The following is an 18,343-nucleotide window of genomic DNA, read 5'->3' on the forward strand; positions in this document are numbered from 1 at the left end:
GGGATGCGCCCCATGGGCGACACATACGAGGAGACCCCCCGCGTCGAGCTGACCGCAGAGGCCGCCGTACTGCTGCGACGGCTCCGCGAGACGCACGGCCCGCTGATGTTCCACCAGTCCGGCGGCTGCTGCGACGGCAGCGCCCCCATGTGCTACCCCGCGGGCGAGTTCCGCACCGGCGGTTCGGACGTCCTGCTCGGCGAACTGGACGTCGACGGTGTCGCGGAGCCGGTGGAGTTCTGGATGTCGCGCAGCCAGTACGAGGTGTGGAGTCACACCCGGCTGACCGTGGACGTCGTCGTGGGCCGCGGCAGCGGCTTCTCCCTGGAGGCGCCCGAGGGGGTGCGCTTCCTCATCCGCTCGCGAGTCGTCGACGCCTAGCCCGCCCGCGGCCCGGTCTGAGGTCTGAGGTCTACGGTCTGAGGCTGCTCACGATGTCCGCCGTCGCGGTCAGACCGCTGTTGATGGTCGGGGCGATGCTCGTGCTCGCCAGGTAGAAGCCGAGCAGCAGGCACACCAGCGCGTGCGAGATCTTCAGCCCGCCGTTGCGCAGGAAGATCACCGCGAGGACGGACAGCAACAGCACCACAGAGATGGAAACGGCCATGGTCAACCTCCTCCGCCACGTCCACTTCGCGGCGTTCGGCCGCAAGTGTGGCGTAGCGGAGGGTTCGTCCGGGCGGCTGACCTGTCCGCCGAACGAGTGGTGTTCCCGCCGGAGCCCTACGCGCCCCGGTGGGCGTCGAGGAACGCCTCCAGGCCCGCGAGGTCGTCGGTGTTGAGGTGGTCGACGCCGGCGGCGACCAGTTCGGTCCACACGGCGTCCCGCGCGGGGCCCGCGATGTCGGGCGTGGCCCAGAACCGGACCCGCTGCCCGCGGGCGTGCGCCGCGCCGACGATGCCGCGCAGCCTGCGCCGTTCGGCGGGCGGGAAGGCGCCCACGCCCTGCCAGGTGAAGTTGAGCGTCCAGTTGTCGCTGATCAGCGGGACGAAGGAGGCGGGTGCGGTGGTGCCGAGGTCGGTGAGCCGGCCGTCGTAGAAGGCACGGCGGGTGCGCTGGGCCTCCATGGGGGCGCGCGCCGCCCGGTCGCCGGAGACCACCGCGGTGACCGCGCCGGGCAGGACCCGTCCGTGGGTGTAGGTCGTGAACAGGTGCCTGTGGCGGCGCAGTTGCCGGTCGAGTTCGAGGTACGTCGACGCACCCTCGGTCTTGATGTCGATGAGGAGTTGCAGGGCGCGGCTCTCCCGCCGGTAGACACGGCCGTGGTTGGCGCGGATCCGGGCGGCGAGGGGGTCGAGGTAGAGGGATTCCAGGGTGCGGGCCGGGTCGAGGTCCTCGGGGTCGTGGGCGACGAGGAGTTGGCCGTCGACCAGGTAGATGTCGGCTTCGACGCTGCCGAAGCGATGGTCGAGGGCGTCGAGGAGCGGGCGGGGGTGCTCGTAGTCGTTGTGGGCGTGCGCGCGCCACAACGGGCGCGGTCCGCGCCCGCCTTCGCTCGCCAGCGCGTTGCCTGCGGGCAGGGCGACCGCGCCCGCGAGGGCGGCGCCGAGGGTGGTGAGGGCTCTGCGTCGGGTGGTGAGGGCCATGCTCTGCCTCCCTGGATGTGCCGTACGGGACGCCTGTGAGTATGCGGTCCCGGTGCACTCAGGGAGCAGAGCCGTGCGGGGAGTTGGCCGGACCGCCCTCGGTCGTTCACCTCGACGGAGCCGGGCGCACGGTGCGTGCCCGCCCCTCGGGAGGGACGGGCACGCACCGACGGGACGGAAGGCCGTCAGGGGGCTCGGAGGTCGACCAGGTCGGCCAGGGCCGCCCGGTGGGTGCCCGCCGCGCCGTAGGCGATCGCGTCGGCCTTGGCCCGCTTCAGGTACAGGTGGACCGGGTGCTCCCAGGTCATGCCGATGCCGCCGTGCAGTTGCAGCGCCTCCTCGGCCGCGTGGACGGCCACCCGGGCCGCGTACGCCTGGGCCACGGCGACGGCGACGTCGGTGTCCTCGCCGGTGGCCAGGGCGTCGGCCGCGTTGCGGGCCGCGGCGCGCAGCCCGGCCACCTCCAGCCACAGCCCGGCGAGCCGGTGCTTGAGCGCCTGGAAACCGCCGACCTGGCGGTTGAACTGCTTGCGTTCCTTCAGGTAGCGGACGGTCTCGGTGAGCAGCCAGTCGGCGAGCCCCAGTTGCTCGGAGGCGAGCAGCCCGGCACCGGCCCGCAGGGCGCGCCGCACGGCCGGCCCGGAGTCGCCGAGCCGGCGCCCGGGGGCACCGTCGAGGGTGACGCGGGCGAGGGGCCGGGTGAGGTCCAGGGACGTCTGCGGGGTGACGGTCACGTCGGCGGTCCGGACCGCGTAGAGTCCCCCGTCGTCCGCGGGCACCAGCAGGACGTCGGCCACGGCCGCGTCGGCGATGCCGGTCAGTTCCCCGTGCAGGGTGCCCGCTTCGAGCCGCACGTCGGGGACGGGGCCGCCCGGTGCGACATGCAGCCCGACGGCGAGCGCGGCGAGGGAGGTCGCGGACGCCAGCTCGGTGAGCAGGTCGTCGGCCGCGCAGGCCAGCAGCGCCTCGGTGGCGACGACGGCGCTCGTCAGGTAGGGCACCGGCGCGACCGCGCGCCCCAGCTCCTCCAGCACTACGGCGGTTTCCCGGTGGGTGGCGCCCTGGCCGCCCAGTTCCTCCGGGATCAGCAGGCCGGCGAGGCCCATGGAGTCGGCGAGCGCCTTCCACAGCGACAGGTCCTGCGGGGTGGCCGATTCGGCGCGGGTGATGACGCCCGCTGGGTCGCAGTGGTCGGTGAGCAGGTCCCGGACGGCGGCGCGCAGCGCCTCTTCCTCCTCCGAGTAGAGCAGAGCGGGTTCCGGCTGTGCGCTCATCGGGCGAGGTCCTTCCATGCGACGTCCTTGTCGGTGCGCGGCTCGGCGGGCAGGCCCAGGACGCGTTCGGCGACGATGTTGAGCAGGACCTCGCTGGTCCCGCCCTCGATGCTGTTGCCCTTGGAGCGCAGGTAGCGGTACCCGGCGTCGCGGCCGGTGAAGTCCACCAGCTCGGGGCGGCGCATCGTCCAGTCGTCGTACAGCAGGCCCTCCTCGCCGAGGAGTTCGACCTCCAGGCCGCTGATCTCCTGGTTGAGCCGGGCGAAGTTCAGCTTCATGCCGGCGCCCTCGGGTCCGGGCTGGCCGGCCACCAGCTGCTGGCGCAGCCGTACGCCGGTGAGCCGGGCGACCTCGGCCTCGACCCACAGGCCGAGCAGCCGCTGGTGCAGGTCGTGGGTGCGCAGGTCGGGGCGTTCGCGCCAGGTGCCGGCGATCTTGCCGATCATGCCGCCCTCGCGGGGGATCGGGGTACCGCCGATGGCGACGCGCTCGTTGTTCAGCGTGGTCTGCGCGACCCGCCAGCCGTCGCCGGTCTCGCCGAGGCGCCGGGAGTCGGGGATGCGGACGCCGGTGAGGAAGACCTCGTTGAACTCGGCCTCGCCGGTGATCTGGCGCAGCGGGCGGACCTCGACGCCGGGGTCGGTCATGTCGCAGACGAAGTAGGTGATGCCCCGGTGCTTGGGCAGGTCCGGGTCGGTGCGGGCGATGAGGATGGCCCAGCGGGCCAGGTGCGCGCTGGAGGTCCACACCTTCTGCCCGTCGACGACCCAGCCCTCGCCCTCACGGACGGCCCGGGTGCCGAGCGCGGCGAGGTCGGATCCGGCGCCCGGTTCGCTGAACAGCTGGCACCACACCTCCTCGCCGGTCCACAGCGGGCGCAGCAGCCGGCGCTTCTGCTCCTCGGTGCCGTACTGGAGGATCGTCGGGGCGGCCATGCCGAGGCCGATGCCGATCCGCCGGGGGTCGTTGTCGGGAGCGCCGGCCGCCGCCAACTCGGCGTCCACGACGGCCTGGAGGGAGCGGGGGACGCCGAGTCCGCCGAGGCCCTGCGGGTAGTGCACCCAGGCGAGTCCGGCGTCGAAGCGGGCCCTCAGGAAGTCCAGGCGTTCCGTGCCGGCCGGCGGATAAGCGGCCAGCAACTCCTTGGTACGGGTGCGCAGTTCGGTCGCGTCGGTCATGCGGTGGCTCCCTTCTCCAGCGTCTGGGGTACGACGGCCACCCGGCCGGTCGTCCTGCCGTCGGCGACGCGCTGCACGGCGTCCGCCGCCCCGCCGAGCGGGACCCGCTCGCTCACCAGCGGCTTGATCGCGCCCCGCGCGGCCAGGTCGGTGAGCTGTTCGTGGCAGTGCTGGACCAGCTTGGGGTCCTTGGTGTTGTAGAGGCCCCAGTGCAGGCCGAGGATCGCGTAGTTCTTCACCAGGGCGTGGTTGAGCGCGGGGCTGGGAATGGTGCCGCTCGCGAAGCCGACGACGACGATCCGGCCCTCGAAGGCGACGGTCTTGGCGGACTGGGTGTAGGCCTGGCCGCCCACCGGGTCGTAGATTACGTCCGCGCCCCGCCCGCCGGTGGCCTCCTTCACGGCGGCGACGACGTCCTCGGCGTGCCGGTCGACGACCACGTCGCAGCCCTGTTCCCGCGCGACGGCCGCCTTCTCGGGCCCGCCCACGACACCGATGACGGTGGCGCCCGCGGCCTTGCCGAGCTGTACGGCCGCGCTGCCGACCCCTCCGGCGGCGGCGTGCACCAGCAGGGTCTCGCCGGCCTCCAGCCGCGCGCGGCGGTGCAGGCCGAACCAGCCGGTCTGGTAGCCGATGTGCAGGGCCGCGGCCTCGGCGTCGTCCAGCGCGTCCGGCGCGGGCAGCAGGGCCCGGGCCTCCGCGAGGGCGTACTCGGCGAAGCCGCCGTGGGGCAGCGCGGGGTTGGCGATGACGCGGCGCCCGTCCTCGGTCTCGCCGCAGATCTCCACGCCCGGTGTGAAGGGCAGCGGCGGCCTGATCTGGTACTGGCCCCGGCAGAGCAGGGCGTCCGGGAAGTTGATGTTGGCGGCGCGGACCCTCAGCAGGACCTGGCCGTCGCCGGGCGTGGGCGGCGCCACGTCCTCGAGGCGCATCACCTCGCCCGGCTCGCCGTTCTCGTGCACCTGCCATGCCTGCATGCGGGGCCTCCACCGACTGCGTCGTCCGACCGGGTCACTCGCATACTAAGCGGTCGCTTGCCGTTCGGGGAACAGCTCGGGCGCGGCCGTACGCCACGCACCGCCACCACACGCCGGGCGAGCCCCGTCGGCGGGGCCGGGCCGGTGCCCGCGCAACGCCCACCGTCTCCCTCGCCGACCCGGCCCCGGGGCGGCGACGCGCACCGTCGCCGCCCACCGGGCGGGCCTCACCCGCGGGCGGTGGGCCGCGCCCGTACGTGCATCCGCTCGCCCTGCGGGCCGAAGAGACTGAGGAACTCGGCGGGGCCCTCCCCCGTGGACCCGAACCAGTGCGGCACCCGGGTGTCGAACTCGGCGGCCTCCCCCGCCGACAGCACCACGTCGTGGTCCCCGAGCACGAGCCGGAGCCGCCCCGAGAGGACGTAGAGCCACTCGTACCCCTCGTGGGTACGCGGGTCCGGTTGCTCCTTGCGCGCGGGCTCCAGCACCTTGAACGCCTGGAGCCCGCCCGGCTGGCGGGTGAGCGGCCAGTGCGTGCGGCCGTGGCGGACGATCGGCTCGGACCGCACGCGGGGGTCGCCCACCGGCGGGGCGCCGACGAGTTCGTCCAGTGGCACCTGGTGGGCCTGGGCGATCGGCAGCAGCAGTTCGAGGCTCGGCTTGCGCAGGCCCGACTCCAGCCGCGACAGGGTGCTGACGGAGATGCCGGTGGTCTCGGACAGGGCCGCCAGGGTCACCTCGCGCTCCTTGCGGAGCTGGCGGAGCCGGGGGCCGACACCGGCGAGGACGTCGTCTGCAGTCATGTGAATATTGCAGAATCGGCAACAGGATTTGTCAATACCGGGGTGGTGGGGCGACCTTCTGGGTGGAGGTGGTCACCATGACCCAGAACGTCACCCCAACCCAGACTCCTACCCAGAGCGAGGACCCTTCCGGGACCTACGACGTGGCCGTCGTGGGCGGCGGGGCCGCCGGGCTGTCCGCCGCGCTCGTGCTGGGCCGGTCACGGCTGCGCACACTGGTCGTCGACGCCGGGGAGCCCCGCAACACGCCCTCGGACCACATGCAGGGCTACCTGACGCGGGACGGCATGTCGCCCGCCGAGTTCCTGGCGCTCGGCCGGGAGGAGATCGCGCGCTACGGCGTGGAACTGGTCCGCGACCGGGCGGTCGACGTGTCCCGGGACGGGGACTTCGCCGTGCGGCTGGCGGGCGGCGACACCGTGCGGGCCCGGCGGCTGATCGTCACCACCGGGCTCAGGGACGAGCTGCCGCCCGTGCCGGGAGTCGCCGAGCGGTTCGGCCGGGATGTACTGCACTGCCCGTTCTGCCACGGCTGGGAGGTGCGCGACGGACACTTCGGCGTGCTCGCCACCAGCCCGCTCAGTGTGCACCAGGCACTGATGGTCTCCGGCTGGTCGGACGACGTGACGCTCTTCCTGCACACCGTCGCCGAGGAGGAGCTGACCGACGACGACCTGCGCCGTCTCGCCGCGGCCGGGGTCAAAGTGGTCCCCGGCGAGGTCGCCGCCCTGCGGATCGAGGACGACCGGCTCACCGGGGTCCGGCTGGCCGACGGCTCGGCCCACGACCGCTCGGTCGTGTTCGTCGCCCCGCGGGCCGTACCGCAGACCGGACTGATGGAGCTGCTGGGCGCGGACCTCCAGGAGACCCCGTTCGGCGCGTACCCGGTGGTCGACGCGACGGGCCGCACCTCCGTCCCGGGCGTGTGGACGGCCGGCAACGCGCTGGGCTTCGGCGAGCAGGTCGTCCACGCGGCCAGCGGCGGCTACCGTGCGGCGGCGGCGATCGTCGGCGACCTGATCATGTCGAACCTGGACGCGGCCCTGGCGGAGTGAGAGGGGGCGTCGGGAGGGGCCGCCGTCCCGGCGTGCGAGGGGCGGACACCGGGAGGCGCCGTACCGGCGTGCCAGGGGCGGGACACCGGGAGGCGCCGTACCGGCGTGCCAGGGGCGGGACGCCGGGAGGCGCCGGCCGCGGACCGGGCGCCGTCCGGCGTGCGCGGATCGTCCGGGACCACGCCGCGCCCCCCACCCGCCGGACCCGGACCCGCCCGCCAGGTGTGTCCTCGCCCTCTCCGGTGCACCATGACTGCATGCTGCTTGCCCGGTTGGCCCAGGTGTCCCGGGAGGTCGCCGAGACGTCGGCGCGGTCCCGGAAGACCGTCCTGCTCGCGGAGTTGTTCCGGGAGGCGGAGGCGGCGGACGTGCCGGTCGTCATCCCCTACCTGGCGGGACGCCTCCCGCAGGGCAGGATCGGCGTCGGCTGGAAGGTGCTGAGCCGCGAGGTGACGCCGGCCGCCGAGCCGTCGCTCACCGTGCGTGACGTGGATGCCCGGCTCACCCACCTCGCCTCGGTGACCGGCACCGGTTCGCAGGCCGAGCGGGCGCGGCTGGTCGGCGAGCTGATGGGCGCGGCCACCGAGGACGAGCAGCGCTTCCTGATCGGGCTGCTGACCGGCGAGGTCCGGCAGGGTGCCCTGGACGCGGCCGCCGTCGAAGGGCTGGCCGCGGCGACGGACGCGCCCCCGGCCGACGTACGCCGGGCGGTGATGCTCGCGGGCTCCCTGCAGACGGTGGCCGAGGCCCTGCTCGCGGACGGGCCCGGCGCCCTGGAGGGGTTCCGGCTCACCGTCGGCCGGCCCGTGCTGCCGATGCTGGCACACAGCGCCTCCTCGGTCGCCGAGGCGGTCGGCAAGCTGGGCGCCTGCGCGGTCGAGGAGAAACTGGACGGCATCCGCGTCCAGGTGCACCGCGACCGCGGCACCGTCCGCCTCTACACCCGCACCCTGGACGACATCACCGGCCGGCTCCCCGAGGTCACCCGGGCGGCGCTCGCGCTGCCCGGCGAGCGGTTCATCCTGGACGGCGAGGTGCTCTCCCTGGACGGCAGCGGACGTCCCCGGTCGTTCCAGGAGACCGCCGGACGGGTCGGCTCCCGCACGGACGTGGCGACGGCGTCGCGGGCGGTCCCCGTCTCCGTGGTGTTCTTCGACGCGCTGTCCGTCGACGGCCACGACCTGCTCGACCTGCCGCTGACCGAGCGGCACGCGGCGCTGGCCCGGCTGGTCCCCGAGCCCGAACGAGTGCGGCGCACCCTGGTCGGCGGGCCCGAGGACACGCCGGCCGCCGAGGAGTTCCTCGCCGAGACGCTGCGGCGCGGCCACGAGGGCGTCGTCGTCAAGGGACTCGACGCCGGCTACAGCGCGGGCCGCCGCGGCGCGTCCTGGCTGAAGGTCAAGCCCGTCCACACGCTCGACCTGGTGGTGCTGGCCGCCGAGTGGGGCCACGGCCGCCGCACCGGCAGGCTGTCCAACCTCCACCTGGGCGCCCGCACGGCCGACGGCTCCTTCGCGATGCTGGGCAAGACCTTCAAGGGCATGACGGACGCGCTGCTGGCCTGGCAGACCGAGCGCCTCGGGCAGCTGGCCGTCGAGGAACACCCCTGGGGCGTGACCGTACGCCCCGAACTCGTCGTCGAGATCGCCTACGACGGCCTCCAGCGCTCCACCCGCTACCCGGCCGGCGTCACCCTCCGCTTCGCCCGCGTCGTCCGCTACCGCGAGGACAAGCGCCCCGAGGACGCGGACACCGTGGACACCCTGCTCGCCGCCCACCCGGGCGCCGCCCCGTGAGGCGCAGCGCGGGCCTGCTGCTGCACCGCCGCGGCCCCGGAGCGGAACTCCAGGTGCTCCTGGGGCACATGGGCGGCCCGTTCTACGCCCGTCGCGAGGCCGGCGCGTGGACGGTCCCCAAGGGCGAGTACGACCCCGCGGAACCGGCCTGGGACGCGGCCCGGCGGGAGTTCGAGGAGGAGCTGGGGCTGCCGCCGCCCGACGGGGAGGCCGTCCCGCTGGGCGAGGTGCGGCAGGCGGGCGGGAAGGTCGTCACGGTCTGGGCCGTCGAGGCCGACCTCGACCCGGCCACGGTCTCACCCGGCACCTTCCGTATGGAGTGGCCGCCGCGGTCGGGGCGGACCCAGGAGTTCCCCGAACTGGACCGGGTCGCCTGGTTCCCGGTGGAGCGGGCGCGCGAGGTGATCGTGACGGCACAGGCCGCGTTTCTCGACCGGCTGGCTGAGCACTCGCACTGACAAGAGGCGACGCGGTGCGGAAAGCCCGCACCGGACCCGTCCGCGTTGCGGCGCCCCGCGCCACGCGCCAGGGTCGAAGCACGAGCCAGCACCCAGGGAGGTCGGTCATGCCCATCGCGACGGTGAATCCGGCGAACGGCGAGACGCTCAGGACGTACGAGGCCATGGGCGAGGAGGAGATCGAGCGCCGGATCCAGCTCGCGGAGGCCACCTTCCGCACGTACCGGACGACGGCGCTCGACGAGCGCGCCCGGCTCATGCGCCGGGCCGCCGATCTTCTGGAGGCGGACCAGGAGGAGATCGGCAAGGTCATCACGACCGAGATGGGCAAGCCGGTCAAGCAGGCCCGAGCGGAGGCCGCCAAGTGCGCCAAGACGATGCGCTGGTACGCCGACCACGCGGCCTCCCTGCTCGCCGACGAGGAGCCCGCGGAGTCCGACGTGAAGGACTCCGGCGCCTCCCGGGCCCTGGTCCGCTACCGGCCGCTGGGCCCGGTGCTCGCGGTGATGCCGTGGAACTTCCCGCTCTGGCAGGTGATCCGGTTCGCGGCGCCCGCGCTGATGGCGGGCAACGTGGGGCTGCTCAAGCACGCCTCGAACGTGCCGCAGACCGCCCTGTACCTGGAGGACCTGTTCCACCGGGCGGGCTTCCCCGAGGGCTGCTTCCAGACCCTGCTCATCGGCTCGGCGGAGGTGGACGGCATCCTGCGCGACGAGCGGGTGCGGGCCGCCACCCTCACCGGCAGCGAGCCGGCCGGCCGTGCGGTCGCCGCCACGGCCGGGGAGATGATCAAGAAGACGGTGCTGGAGCTGGGCGGCAGCGACCCCTTCGTCGTGATGCCGTCCGCAGACGTGGACCGGGCCGCCGAGGTCGCCGTCACCGCGCGCACGCAGAACGCCGGGCAGTCCTGCATCGCCGCCAAGCGGTTCATCGTGCACACGGACGTGTACGACGCGTTCGTGGAACGCTTCACCGCGGGCATGAGGGCGCTGACCGTCGGCGACCCGCTGGACGAGGAGACCGAGGTCGGGCCGCTCTCCAGCGAGCAGGGCCTGAACGACGTGATGGAGCTGGTCGACGACGCGAAGCGGGCCGGTGCGACGGTGCTGTGCGGTGGCGAACGGCCCGAGGGACCGGGCTGGTACTACCCGCCGACCGTGCTGGCCGACGTGACGCGCGAGATGCGCATCCACCGCGAGGAGGCCTTCGGCCCCGTCGCCACGCTGTACCGGGTGGCGGACCTGGACGAGGCGGTGCTGATCGCCAACGACTCGGACTTCGGGCTCAGTTCCAACGTCTGGACCCGCGACGACGCCGACGTGGACCGCTTCGTACGGGATCTGGAGGCGGGCGGCGTGTACGTCAACGGGATGACCGCGTCCCATCCGGCGTTCCCGTTCGGCGGGGTCAAGCGGTCGGGCTACGGCCGTGAGCTGTCCGGGCACGGAATCCGGGAGTTCTGCAACATCACCACCGTATGGCACGGAGCGTGAGCCTTCCGCGACTACGATCCCCTTTGTGAACCGCGAAGTGACCCTGCCTCTGATCGTCGACGACCGCGGCACCCTGCAGGTCGCCGCGTCCGACGTGAGCAAGCTGCTGCGCACGGTGGGCGGGCGGTGGGTGCGGCTGGTGGAGGCGGGCGAGGTGAGTCTGGACGAGGACACGGTCGCGGCGCTCACCATCGAGCTGGCCAAGCTGGCCGACCGGATCGACGTGGCGTGCATCGCCCACAGCAGCGGCCCGTCCTCCTGACGCCGCGCCCCGGAACGGACCGGCCCGGCGAGAGATCGCCGGGCTCCGGCCCGCCGCCGGGCACTAACGAATCGGCACCCCCGCCAGCGTCCGCGCGATGACGAGCCGCTGAATCTCGCTCGTCCCCTCGAAGATGGTGTAGATCGCGGCGTCCCGGTGCATGCGCTCCACGGGGTACTCCCGCGTGTACCCGTTGCCGCCCAGGATCTGGACCGCCTGCGCGGTCACCTTCTTCGCCGTCTCGCTCGCGAACAGCTTGGACATCGACCCCTCGGCCGCCGTGAACGGCTTGCCGTTGATCGCCATCCAGGAGGCCCGCCACACCAGCAGCCGGGCCGCGTCGACGGACGTCCGCATGTCGGCGAGCTGGAAGGCGACGCCCTGGTTGTCGATGATCGGCCGCCCGAACTGCTCACGGGTCCGGGCGTACTCCAGCGCCTCCTCGTACGCGGCGCGGGCGGTGCCCACCGCCATGGCGCCGACGGCCGGGCGCGAGGCCTCGAAGGTGGCCATGGCGGCGTTCTTGACGCGCTCGCCGCCCTGCTTGGCCTTCTCCCGGGCGCGGGCCAGCCGGGCGTCCAGCTTCTCCTTGCCGCCGAGCAGGCAGGAGCCGGGAACGCGCACGTTGTCCAGGACCACCTCGGCGGTGTGCGAGGCGCGGATGCCGTGCTTCTTGAACTTCTGGCCCTGGGACAGCCCCGGGGTGGCCGGCGGCACGATGAAGGAGGCGTGACCCTTGGAGCCCAGCTCCGGGTCCACGACCGCGACGACGACGTGGACGTTGGCGATGCCGCCGTTGGTCGCCCAGGTCTTGGTGCCGTTGAGCACCCACTCGTCCTTGGCCTCGTCGTACACGGCGCGCGTGCGCATGGAGGCCACGTCGGAGCCGGCGTCCGGCTCGGAGGAGCAGAAGGCGGCGACCTTCACGTCGTTCACGTCGCCGTACATCTGGGGGATCCAGGTGCCGATCTGCTCCTCGGTGCCGTTGGCGAGGACACCGACGGCGGCAAGGCCGGTCCCGACGATGGACAGGGCGATGCCGGCGTCGCCCCAGAACAGCTCCTCCATCGCCATGGGGATGCCGAGGCCGGTGGGGTCGAAGTACTGCTGGGCATAGAAGTCGAGGGAGTAGATGCCGACCTTGGCGGCCTCCTGGATGACCGGCCAGGGAGTCTCCTCACGCTCGTCCCATTCGGCGGCCGCGGGGCGGATGACGTCGGCCGCGAAGCCGTGCAGCCAGTCCCGGACCTCCTTCTGTTCGTCGCTCAGCTCCATGGTGAACTCGGCCATGTCCCCTCCAGTGACCCACGTGCGTGTTACTTGCGGTAACACGAGTCTGTTACCGGTCGGTAGGAAAAGTCAACTCCCGAGGCCCCGTCGCCCTCCCGTTCGATGCCGGGCGCCCCGTGGGTGTTAGTTTGCGACGGCGTCACCGAAACAGCACGGGTGGGGAGAGCACATGGACACCACACAGCGGACCGACCAGCAGCGGTCCGCCGACCGCAGACGGCGCGAGCTGCTCGAGGCCGCCGACCGGGTGGTGCTGCGCGACGGTCCGCAGGCCTCGATGAACGCCATCGCCGCCGAGGCCGGCATCACCAAGCCGATCCTCTACCGCCACTTCGGCGACAAGGGCGGACTGTACGCCGCCCTCGCCGTCCGGCACACCGACGCCCTCCTCGCCTCGCTGCGGGCCGCCCTGGACGCCCCGGCGGAGCGGCGACAGCGCGTCGAGGCCACCCTGGACACCTATCTGGCGGCCATCGAGGCACGCCCGCAGGTGTACCGCTTCCTGATGCATCCGGCGGAGGGCGTCGCCACCCCGGCCGACCAGGCCGACCAGGGTTTCGACGTCGGCAGGCACTCGGCCCCGCTGCTGCGCCGGATGGGCGAGGAACTGGCCCAGGTCATCGAGGAACGCCTCGACGTCGGCCCCGGCACCCAGCAGTTGGCCCGGGTGTGGGGGCACGGCATCGTCGGCATGATGCACGCCGCGGGCGACTGGTGGCTGGGCGAACGCCCCTGCTCCCGGGCGGAGTTGGTGAGCACCCTGGCCGACCTGCTGTGGGGCCGGCTGGCGGCCGCCGGGGACAAGGCGGGCGGGCCCGGCTTCTGAGGGCCCCTTGGCCCACGCCCTCCTCCGGCCCCGGCCCCCGCGCGCTCAGCGGCGCCAGCCGGCGCGCGCCACCTGCCGCGCCAGCCGCCGGTGCCGCCATCCCGACAGCCGCTCGGAGTACACCCGCCCCTCCAGGTGATCGCACTCGTGCTGGAGGCACCGCGCGAAGAACCCGGTGCCGCGCACGGTGACGGGCTCCCCGGTCACCGTGAGTCCCGTCACGACGGCCTCGTCGTGCCGCTCGGTCCCGGCCTCCAGACCCGGCAGCGACAGACAGCCCTCCGCCCCGCGCACCACCACCCCGCCGGTCTCGACGAGCCGCGGGTTCACCAGGTGACCGAGGTGGCGCTCGTCCTCGTCGTCCGGGCAGTCGTAGACGAAGACGCGCAGCCCCGTGCCGATCTGGTTCGCGGCCAGGCCCACGCCGTGGGCCGCGTACATGGTCGCGAACAAGTCCTCCACGAGCCCCGCGAGTTCCGGACCGAAGTCCGTCACCTCCTCGCACGGGGCGTGCAGGACGGGATCGCCGAGGAGACCGAGGGGACGGACGCGCCCGTGGGCGCCCGGGATGGAGCCGTGTCGCATGGCGGCAAGAGTAAGGTCCCTGTGTCCCCCGGCGGGTCGCGCCCACCGCCGGAGCCCCGTGGCCGGTGCCGCGATTCGGGAGTGCGAACGGATCTCGATAGGCTGAGGTCCACACCACGTGGCCGTCAGGCTTCAGGCGCGGCGCGTACGCAAGGAGGATCGAGAACTGATGGCAGGCAACTCGGACCCGCTCTCGCCCCGGGCCAAGATCGCCGTGACCGCGGGCAAGGCGGTCGCGGCGGCTTCGCGCGCCGCGGGGCGCGGCAGCGGTTCGGTGATCGGCGGCAAGGTCGCGCTGAGACTCGATCCGGACCTCCTCAACCGGCTCGCCCAGCACCTGGACGTGACCCTGGTCTCGGCGACCAACGGCAAGACCACCACCACCCGGCTGATCGCCGAGGCGCTGCGCGCGGCGGGACCGGTCGTGTCCAACGCGCTCGGCGCCAACATGCCGGCCGGCATCACCTCGGCCCTCGCGGCCGGCGCGGACGCCCGCTACGGCGTCATCGAGGTCGACGAGAAGTACCTCGTCGGCGTCGCCCAGGCCACCGAGCCGAAGTGCATCGCGCTCCTCAACCTCTCCCGCGACCAGCTCGACCGCGCCGCCGAGACCCGCATGCTCGCCGAGAACTGGCGTGAGGGCCTGACCGGCTCGAAGGCCGTGGTCGTCGCCAACGCCGACGACCCGCTGGTGGTGTGGGCGGCGTCCTCCTCCCCCAACGTGATCTGGGTCGCCGCCGGCCAGATGTGGAAGGACGACGCCTGGTCCTGCCCGGCCTGCGGCGGCGTGATGCAGCGTCCCGGCGACGACTGGTTCTGCGGCGAGTGCGGCTTCCGCCGCCCCACACCGAGCTGGGCGCTCTCCGGCGACCACGTCCTCGACCCGCACGGCTCCGCCTGGCCGATCCACCTCCAGCTGCCGGGCCGCGCCAACAAGGCCAACGCCGCCTCCTCGGCCGCCGTCGCCGCCGTCTTCGGCGTGCCGCCGCAGGTCGCCCTGGAGCGCATGTACCAGGTGCAGGCGGTCGCCGGACGCTACGACGTGGTGCAGTTCCAGGGCCGCGACCTGCGTCTGCTGCTCGCCAAGAACCCGGCGGGCTGGCTGGAGACCTTCTCCCTGATCGACCCGCCGCCCACGCCCGTGATCCTCTCGGTGAACGCGCGGGGGGCCGACGGCACCGACACCTCCTGGCTGTGGGACGTGGACTACACCCGGCTGACCGGCCACCCGATCTGCGTGATCGGCGACCGCAAGCTGGACCTCGCGGTGCGCCTCGAGGTCGCCAACCAGCAGTTCCAGGTGTGCGAGGACCTCGACCAGGCGGTGCAGATGTGCCCGCCCGGCCGGATCGAGGTCATCGCCAACTACACCGCCTTCCAGGACCTGCGCCGCCGCGTCGGCAACTGACCGCGAGACTTCAGGGGACTTTCGTGAGCGACAACCAACTGCGGATCGTCTGGATCTACCCGGACCTGCTCAGCACGTACGGCGACCAGGGCAACGCCCTCGTGGTGGAGCGCCGGGCCCGCCAGCGCGGCCTCGACGTGGCCCGGCTCGACGTGCGCAGCGACCAGCAGATCCCGACCTCCGGCGACATCTACCTGATCGGCGGCGGCGAGGACCGTCCGCAGCGGCTCGCCGCCGAGCGGCTGCGCCGCGACGGCGGCCTGCACCGGGCCGTGGAGAACGGCGCGATCGTGTTCTCCGTCTGCGCCGGCTACCAGATCCTCGGCCACGAGTTCATCAACGACCTGGGCCAGCGGGAGCCGGGCCTCGGCCTGCTCGACGTGGTCTCGACGCGCGGCGAGGGAGCCCGGTGCGTCGGCGACGTCCTCGCCGACATCGACCCGCGCCTCGGGCTGCCGCCCCTGACCGGCTTCGAGAACCACCAGGGCGTCACCCACCTGGGCCCCACCGCGCGCCCGCTCTCCCAGGTCCGCTTCGGCAACGGCAACGGCACGGGCGACGGCACCGAGGGCGCGTACAACGACACGGTCTTCGGTACGTACATGCACGGCCCGGTGCTGGCACGCAACCCGCAGATCGCCGACCTGCTGCTCAAGCTCGCCCTCGACGTGAACGCCCTGCCGCCGACGGACGACCGCTGGTACGAGGCGCTCCGCAACGAACGCATCGCCGCTGCCCAGCAGCCTGCCTGATCCACCTCGGCGGGCCCGTCTGATGGGTCATCCGCACAGGTGAGCGGAGAGGTCCAGTAGGCGGACGCGTGGTTCGGTCCCGGCCCCCGATGCCGCTAGGGTGGCGGGGATCGAGCCGGACAGCGCGGTCCGGACCCGTGCCACGTTTGAGAAGGTATTTCGGGCTATGCGCATTGGTGTCCTCACGTCCGGCGGCGACTGCCCCGGCCTGAACGCCGTCATCCGGTCCGTCGTGCACCGCGCCGTCGTCGACCACGGCGACGAGGTCATCGGCTTCCGGGACGGCTGGAAGGGCCTCCTGGAGTGCGACTACCTGAAGCTCGACCTCGACGCGGTGGGCGGCATCCTGGCCCGCGGCGGCACCATCCTCGGCTCCTCCCGGGTCCGCCCCGAGCACCTGCGGGACGGCGTGGAGCGGGCCCGCGGCCACGTCGAGGAACTCGGCCTGGACGCGATCATCCCGATCGGCGGCGAAGGCACCCTGAAGGCGGCCCGCCTGCTGTCGGACAACGGCCTGCCCATCGTCGGCGTGCCCAAGACCATCGACAACGACATAGCGGTCACCGATGTGACGTTCGGCTTCGACACCGCCGTGACCGTGGCGACCGAGGCCCTGGACCGGCTGAAGACCACCGCCGAGTCCCATCAGCGGGTGCTGATCGTGGAGGTCATGGGCCGTCACACCGGCTGGATCGCGCTGCACTCGGGTATGGCGGCCGGTGCCCACGCCGTGGTCGTCCCGGAGCGGCCCTTCGACATCGACGAGTTGACCGCGAAGGTCGGCGAGCGGTTCTCGGCGGGCAAGCGGTTCGCGATCGTGGTGGCCGCGGAGGGTGCCAAGCCGAAGGCGGGCACCATGGACTTCGACGAGGGCGGCAAGGACGTCTACGGGCACGAGCGCTTCGCCGGGATCGCCCGCCAGCTCTCCATCGAGCTGGAGGAGCGGCTCGGCAAGGAGGCCCGGCCGGTGATCCTCGGACACGTCCAGCGCGGGGGCACGCCGACGGCGTACGACCGGGTGCTGGCGACGCGGTTCGGGTGGCATGCGGTGGAGGCCGTGCATCGTGGGGAGTTCGGGATGATGACGGCCCTGCGCGGGACGGACATCGCGATGGTGCCTCTCGCTGACGCGGTCGAGGCGTTGAAGACGGTGCCGGATGCGCGGTACGCGGAGGCGGAGTGCGTTCTCTGATTGCCGGGCGCCGCTGAGAGCTCGGGTCCGTCGGTTCGTCGCGGGCTGCGGCTCGTGTGTGGTTGCTCGCGCAGTTCCCCGCGCCCCTGAGGGGCGCTCAACGCCCCCGGTGACTTGAGTCGCCGGGGGCGGTTCTAGTCTTGCTTCGGACAGACTGCGTTCAACCCCCACGAATCAGGAGCCGGCGGATGGATCACAGCGGGCACGGCATGACGATGGATCTGCCGCCGTTCACGCTGGGGCGGGGGCTCGCCTGGTCGGCGGACCCGTTCTTCCTGATCGCCTGCCTGCTGGGACTGGCGCTGTACGGCTGGGGTGTGGCGCGGCTGGTGCGGCGCGGTGACAAGTGGCCGGTCGGCCGGACCGTGGCCTTCGTCATCGGCGTGCTGAGCATCGTGCTCATGATGTGCACCAAGATCAACGACTACGGCATGGTCATGTTCAGCGTGCACATGGTGCAGCACATGATCATCAGCATGGTCTCGCCGATCCTGATCCTGCTCGGCGCCCCGATCACGCTGGCCCTGCGCGCGCTGCCGCCGGCGGCCCGCGGCAGCAAGGGTCCCCGCGAACTGCTGCTGATGCTGCTGCACAGCCGCTACATGCGGATCATCACGCATGCCGCGTTCACCATCCCGCTGTTCATCGCCAGCCTGTACGCCCTGTACTTCACGCCTCTCTTCGACTTCCTGATGGGCTCCCGGGCCGGGCACATCGCGATGATGGTGCACTTCCTCGCCGTCGGGCTGGTGTTCTTCTGGCCGATCATGGGCGTGGATCCGGGGCCGCACCGGCCCGGCTACCTGATGCGGATGCTGGAGCTGTTCGCGGGCATGCCGTTCCACGCGTTCTTCGGCATCGCGCTGATGATGGGATCGTCGCCGATGGTGAAGACGTTCGAGAACCCGCCCGCGTCGCTCGGCATCGACGCGCTCTCCGACCAGAACGCGGCGGGCGGCATCGCCTGGGCCTTCAGCGAGGTCCCGTCCGTGCTGGTCCTGCTCGCCCTGCTCTTCCAGTGGTACGCCTCCGAGCAGCGCCAGGCCCGCCGTACCGACCGGGCCGCCGAACGGGACGGCGACAAGGAGCTGGCGGCCTACAACGCCTACCTGGCCTCGCTGAACACCCGCGGCGGCTGACGCGGATCGGGCCCGTATCCGGCCTTCCGTGCCCTATCCAGGCAGAACCGGGGCACCATGGAAGGCAACGGACCACGAGGAGGGTGTTGCGATGCCCGGTTCCACGGACAGTTCGACGAAGACCATGGGGGCGCTCACCATCGGCGGCCTCGTCGCGGTGACGGCCTACACGGTGGCGCTCGGAAGCAACGGCTGGCTGTGGTTCGGCTGGGTCGTGCTGGGACTGATCACCCTGGGGATGGTGGCCACCCGCAGCGCCTGAGCGGGT

Annotated in this window: 20 protein-coding genes; 12 read left to right on the forward strand and 8 right to left on the reverse strand. The window is 72.8% G+C overall.

All coding sequences use genetic code 11. The features are described from left to right. Positions 1 to 12: 12 nt before the first annotated feature. On the forward strand, positions 13 to 381 hold the full coding sequence (locus tag ACFW01_RS10425; RefSeq protein WP_234957502.1) for a DUF779 domain-containing protein: 369 nt from the start codon (positions 13 to 15) through the stop codon (positions 379 to 381). Positions 382 to 412: 31 nt separating this feature from the next. Here the strand turns inward: ACFW01_RS10425 and ACFW01_RS10430 are convergent, their stop codons facing one another. The 6 genes from ACFW01_RS10430 to ACFW01_RS10455 form a co-directional block, all read right to left on the reverse strand. Next, positions 413 to 607: a hypothetical protein gene (locus tag ACFW01_RS10430; RefSeq protein WP_125490826.1), complete on the reverse strand. Its 195-nt coding sequence runs from the start codon at positions 605 to 607 to the stop codon at positions 413 to 415. A 116-nt stretch (positions 608 to 723) separates the two neighbouring features. Continuing rightward, a complete protein-coding gene (locus ACFW01_RS10435) occupies positions 724 to 1,587 on the reverse strand; it encodes a phosphatidylinositol-specific phospholipase C/glycerophosphodiester phosphodiesterase family protein (protein ID WP_234957503.1) in 864 nt (287 codons plus the stop codon). 185 nt (positions 1,588 to 1,772) lie between these two features. Continuing rightward, the gene (locus tag ACFW01_RS10440; RefSeq protein ID WP_234957504.1) at positions 1,773 to 2,861 is read right to left on the reverse strand and encodes an acyl-CoA dehydrogenase family protein; all 1,089 of its coding nucleotides are present in this window, start codon (positions 2,859 to 2,861) and stop codon (positions 1,773 to 1,775) included. Then, positions 2,858 to 4,039, reverse strand: coding sequence for an acyl-CoA dehydrogenase family protein (locus ACFW01_RS10445; protein ID WP_234957505.1), 1,182 nt, complete (start codon positions 4,037 to 4,039; stop codon positions 2,858 to 2,860). The genes ACFW01_RS10440 and ACFW01_RS10445 overlap by 4 nt, the downstream gene beginning before the upstream one ends. Further along, positions 4,036 to 5,016 carry an NADPH:quinone oxidoreductase family protein gene (locus tag ACFW01_RS10450; protein ID WP_384502948.1) on the reverse strand — a complete coding sequence of 327 codons (981 nt, stop codon included), beginning with the start codon at positions 5,014 to 5,016 and terminating at the stop codon, positions 4,036 to 4,038. Before ACFW01_RS10450 ends, ACFW01_RS10445 begins: the two co-directional genes overlap by 4 nt. A 227-nt stretch (positions 5,017 to 5,243) precedes the next feature. After that, a complete protein-coding gene (locus ACFW01_RS10455) occupies positions 5,244 to 5,819 on the reverse strand; it encodes a helix-turn-helix domain-containing protein (protein ID WP_384502950.1) in 576 nt (191 codons plus the stop codon). Positions 5,820 to 5,896: 77 nt separating this feature from the next. Here ACFW01_RS10455 and ACFW01_RS10460 point away from each other — a divergent pair, with 77 nt between their 5' ends. From ACFW01_RS10460 to ACFW01_RS10480, 5 genes are all read left to right on the forward strand, one after another. Beyond that, a complete protein-coding gene (locus ACFW01_RS10460) occupies positions 5,897 to 6,874 on the forward strand; it encodes an NAD(P)/FAD-dependent oxidoreductase (protein ID WP_384502952.1) in 978 nt (325 codons plus the stop codon). Between the two features lie 257 nt (positions 6,875 to 7,131). Then, a complete protein-coding gene (locus ACFW01_RS10465; RefSeq protein ID WP_384502954.1) occupies positions 7,132 to 8,670 on the forward strand; it encodes an ATP-dependent DNA ligase in 1,539 nt (512 codons plus the stop codon). After that, the gene (locus ACFW01_RS10470) at positions 8,667 to 9,128 is read left to right on the forward strand and encodes an NUDIX domain-containing protein (protein WP_234957510.1); all 462 of its coding nucleotides are present in this window, start codon (positions 8,667 to 8,669) and stop codon (positions 9,126 to 9,128) included. The genes ACFW01_RS10465 and ACFW01_RS10470 overlap by 4 nt, the downstream gene beginning before the upstream one ends. A gap of 107 nt (positions 9,129 to 9,235) precedes the next feature. Then, the gene (locus ACFW01_RS10475) at positions 9,236 to 10,621 is read left to right on the forward strand and encodes an NADP-dependent succinic semialdehyde dehydrogenase (RefSeq protein ID WP_234957511.1); all 1,386 of its coding nucleotides are present in this window, start codon (positions 9,236 to 9,238) and stop codon (positions 10,619 to 10,621) included. 25 nt (positions 10,622 to 10,646) lie between these two features. Further along, positions 10,647 to 10,883, forward strand: a complete 237-nt coding sequence (locus ACFW01_RS10480) for a DUF6213 family protein (RefSeq protein ID WP_161332461.1) — start codon at positions 10,647 to 10,649, stop codon at positions 10,881 to 10,883. Between the two features lie 63 nt (positions 10,884 to 10,946). Here the strand turns inward: ACFW01_RS10480 and ACFW01_RS10485 are convergent, their stop codons facing one another. Further along, on the reverse strand, positions 10,947 to 12,173 hold the full coding sequence (locus ACFW01_RS10485) for an acyl-CoA dehydrogenase family protein (RefSeq protein ID WP_234957512.1): 1,227 nt from the start codon (positions 12,171 to 12,173) through the stop codon (positions 10,947 to 10,949). 169 nt (positions 12,174 to 12,342) lie between these two features. On the opposite strand from ACFW01_RS10485, the gene ACFW01_RS10490 reads away from it, so the two are divergent. Next, the gene (locus ACFW01_RS10490; protein WP_234957513.1) at positions 12,343 to 12,999 is read left to right on the forward strand and encodes a TetR family transcriptional regulator; all 657 of its coding nucleotides are present in this window, start codon (positions 12,343 to 12,345) and stop codon (positions 12,997 to 12,999) included. Positions 13,000 to 13,044: 45 nt separating this feature from the next. Here the strand turns inward: ACFW01_RS10490 and def are convergent, their stop codons facing one another. Next, positions 13,045 to 13,584 carry a peptide deformylase gene (gene def, locus ACFW01_RS10495; RefSeq protein WP_234957514.1) on the reverse strand — a complete coding sequence of 180 codons (540 nt, stop codon included), beginning with the start codon at positions 13,582 to 13,584 and terminating at the stop codon, positions 13,045 to 13,047. A 169-nt stretch (positions 13,585 to 13,753) separates the two neighbouring features. On the opposite strand from def, the gene ACFW01_RS10500 reads away from it, so the two are divergent. From ACFW01_RS10500 to ACFW01_RS10520, 5 genes are all read left to right on the forward strand, one after another. Beyond that, entirely contained in the window at positions 13,754 to 14,992 is a 1,239-nt protein-coding gene (locus ACFW01_RS10500; RefSeq protein WP_234957515.1) for a MurT ligase domain-containing protein, read from the forward strand. Between the two features lie 23 nt (positions 14,993 to 15,015). After that, positions 15,016 to 15,744 carry a type 1 glutamine amidotransferase gene (locus ACFW01_RS10505; protein ID WP_122620892.1) on the forward strand — a complete coding sequence of 243 codons (729 nt, stop codon included), beginning with the start codon at positions 15,016 to 15,018 and terminating at the stop codon, positions 15,742 to 15,744. Between the two features lie 166 nt (positions 15,745 to 15,910). Next, positions 15,911 to 16,936, forward strand: a complete 1,026-nt coding sequence (locus ACFW01_RS10510; protein ID WP_161332463.1) for a 6-phosphofructokinase — start codon at positions 15,911 to 15,913, stop codon at positions 16,934 to 16,936. A 188-nt stretch (positions 16,937 to 17,124) separates the two neighbouring features. Next, entirely contained in the window at positions 17,125 to 18,075 is a 951-nt protein-coding gene (locus ACFW01_RS10515; protein ID WP_234957516.1) for a cytochrome c oxidase assembly protein, read from the forward strand. 91 nt (positions 18,076 to 18,166) lie between these two features. Then, entirely contained in the window at positions 18,167 to 18,337 is a 171-nt protein-coding gene (locus ACFW01_RS10520; protein WP_107291848.1) for a hypothetical protein, read from the forward strand. Positions 18,338 to 18,343 lie beyond the last annotated feature (6 nt).

This window comes from Streptomyces sp. NPDC058985 (genome assembly GCF_042740985.1).
Taxonomy (GTDB): domain Bacteria; phylum Actinomycetota; class Actinomycetes; order Streptomycetales; family Streptomycetaceae; genus Streptomyces.